General features: G+C 46.2%; 2 protein-coding genes. Both read left to right on the top strand.

All coding sequences use genetic code 11. The annotated features are described in order from the left end of the window. Positions 1 to 68 precede the first annotated feature (68 nt). Complete coding sequence (fusA, locus tag PGX78_RS06970) at positions 69 to 2,144, top strand: elongation factor G (protein ID WP_270446115.1); 2,076 nt, start codon at positions 69 to 71, stop codon at positions 2,142 to 2,144. Positions 2,145 to 2,322: 178 nt separating this feature from the next. Next, on the top strand, positions 2,323 to 3,104 hold a 782-nt coding region (locus PGX78_RS06965), incomplete at its 3' end, for an acetyl-CoA hydrolase/transferase family protein (RefSeq protein ID WP_442864810.1).

Raw genomic sequence — 3,104 nt, 5'->3', positions numbered from 1 at the left:
AAAAGAAGGATTTTTTTACTCTACGACGAATTATAACAATAACGTATTTCTTAGGAGGCGATTAATGTATGAAAGAATATGCAAGCGATAAAATTCGTAACGTAGCTGTACTTTCACATGACGGAGCCGGCAAAACGGCCGTTGTAGAATCATTACTCCTTGCCGGCGGCGCCGTATCGGCCGTAGGGACAGGCAAAGATAATAAGCACATTATGGACTTCGAACCTGAAGAAATTAAGCGGAATGTAACTATTCAACTCGGCATCGCTCCGTGTGAATGGGACGGATATAAGCTCAATTTCCTCGACACGCCCGGCTACTCCGAGTTCTGCGGAGAAGTGCGTGCCGCCTTACGGGCCTGTGACGGCATTTTACTTGTCGTATCGGCTGAAGAAGGCATTGAGATGGATACTGAACGTGCGTGGGACTATGGCGTAGAATTACAACTTCCGCGTATGATTTATGTTAATAAAATGGATACGGAACATGCCGACTTCTTCGGAACGTTGGAAAAAATGCGTTCCCTTTTCGGCAAATCCATTATGCCCTTACAAATACCTATAGGCGAAGGGCATGATTTTCGCGGCATTATCGACGTTTGCAAAATGATAGCTTGGGAATGGAGCGGTGCGGAGGTTAAGGAAATCAAAGTACCGCCTCAATATATGGCAAAGGCACGTGAAGTGCGTGAAATGTGCATGGAAGCGGCGGCCGAAGGTGATGACACCTTATTGGAAAAATATTTGAACGGCGAAGAACTGACACTGGACGAGCTGCGTTTCGGCTTACGTCAAGGTATGCTGACCGGTCGCGTTTGCCCGGTCATGTGCGGCAGCGCCACAACCCACATGGGTACGACAGAACTGCTGAATCGTCTGGTTCGCTATATGCCCGATGCTTCTCAAAAAGTAGTTATGGGCACTAATACAGCGGATAATGAACCGGTCATGGTTTATCCCAGCAAGCCTTTTACCGGCTTTATTTTTAAAACATCCGTCGACCCGTTCTCCGGAAAATTAAGCTATATTCGAATTTTCTCGGGAGAATTAAAAGAGGGCGACCGCATTATCAATGTAAATCAGCAAAAAGAGGAAAAAATCGGCAAAGTCTTTACTCTGGTAGGAAAGGAACAGATTCCTGTAGATAAGGCTACGGCCGGTGATATTGTCGTCTTGCCGAAGTTGGGCGATGCCAAAACAGGTGATACGTTGGCCACCTCGGCCTTCCCCATTGTGTACGAACCCGTTCGCTTCCCCACACCGCTTCATACGGTAGCCTTAATTCCTGCAAAAAAAGGCGAAGAAGAAAAACTGACGGCTGCTCTCTTGCGCATCAGCGAAGAGGATCCTACCTGCCGCATGGAAAAGGACTCTGAAGGACATCAGGTTATCTTACATTGTATGGGTGACGTTCATTTGGAACACATTCTTACAAAAATAGAGCGTAAATACGGAATCAAAGCTCTGCAAGAAAAGCTGTACATTCCTTATAGAGAAACAATTCGCGGCTCCGTAACGGCTGAAGGGAAACATAAAAAGCAAAGTGGCGGCCATGGCCAGTTCGGACATGTATTTTTACAAATTGAGCCGTCCGACAACGGTGAATCTTTTGAGTTCGTCGATGCCGTATTCGGCGGTGCTGTACCGCGACAATATATTCCGGCCGTTGAAAAGGGTGTACGCGAGACCTTGGACAAAGGGTTATTAGCCGGCTATCCTATGATTAACATCAAAGTAACCTTAAAGGACGGGTCCTACCATCCTGTCGATTCTTCCGAAATGGCCTTCAAAACAGCTGCCGCCCTGGCCTTGAAAAAGGGTGTGCCTGATGCAAAGCCCGTCATTCTTGAACCGATATACAATGTAGACGTCGTCATACCCGAAGAATTTATGGGCGATGTCATGGGTGACTTCAGTAGTCGTCGAGGGCGAATCCTCGGTATGGAACATCATCGCAATCGTAGCGGCATCATAGTCGTCAAGGCTCAAGTCCCCTTAGCCGAAATGACCGGTTACGTTACAACCTTGCGGTCCATGACCCAAGGCAAGGGCACGTTCAACATGGAATTTTATGCTTACGAAGAAGCTCCTCAAAAAGTAATCGATTCGGTCATTGCCGAAAAGGCCGCTCAAAAACAGGAATAGACCATAAGCACCTCTGCCATTGCATAAGTGGCGGGGGTGCTATTCTTTTTTCATATATCTTTTAACCGATTATCGCATTGTTTACCTTGTTCTTTTTATCACAAGAAATTATAATTAAAAATAAGAGTACTTATGAACAAATATAATAACAACTTATATGAAAGGTTTGGTGATTACAATGTCTCAATGGACAGATATGTACAAAGAAAAGACTGTCAGTGCCGCAGAGGCCGTTAAAATTGTAAAAGACCATGATTGGGTCGACTACGGCATGGCTACGTCACAACCGATTGTTCTCGATAAAGCCTTGGCAGCCCGCAAGGATGAATTAAAGGATATTAAAGTCCGTATGGCCTTTTCTCTCTCTCCGCGACATATTATAGATGAAGACCCGGAACGAAAAACATTTACGGCCATGAACTGGCATATGAGCGGATACGACCGCAAACTTTGTGCTCAGGGACTCAGCAACTTCATTCCCATGATGTACCGTAACAAACCGTCTATTTATAGAGATATTCTGGATGTGGATGTAGCGATGATTACGGTGAGCCCCATGGATAAACACGGATTCTTCACCTTCGGATCCACGGTCTCCGCAACGGCTGAAATTTGTAAAAAGGCGAAAAAAGTAATCCTTGAAGTTAACGAAGCGGCACCTCGCGTTCTCGGCGGCTCCGACGAATGCATTCATATTTCCGATGTCGACCTGGTCGTCGAAGCCGGTTCTATCCCCATGCCTATCATTCCTTTCAAAGACGGTAACGACACGGATAAGACGATTGCCAAAATGATTCTGAAAGAAATTCCCGACGGAGCTACTTTACAGTTAGGCGTTGGCGGTCTTCCCAACGCGGTAGGCGCCATGATTGCCGACTCGGACTTAAAAGACTTGGGTATGCACACGGAAATGCTCGTCGACGCATTCTTACTCATGTATAAAAAAGGCCGTCTGACCAA

Source organism: Megasphaera sp. AF13-6AC, from assembly GCF_027685385.1.
Classification (GTDB): domain Bacteria; phylum Bacillota; class Negativicutes; order Veillonellales; family Megasphaeraceae; genus Megasphaera; species Megasphaera micronuciformis.
This window is presented reverse-complemented; position numbering and strand designations above follow the sequence as displayed.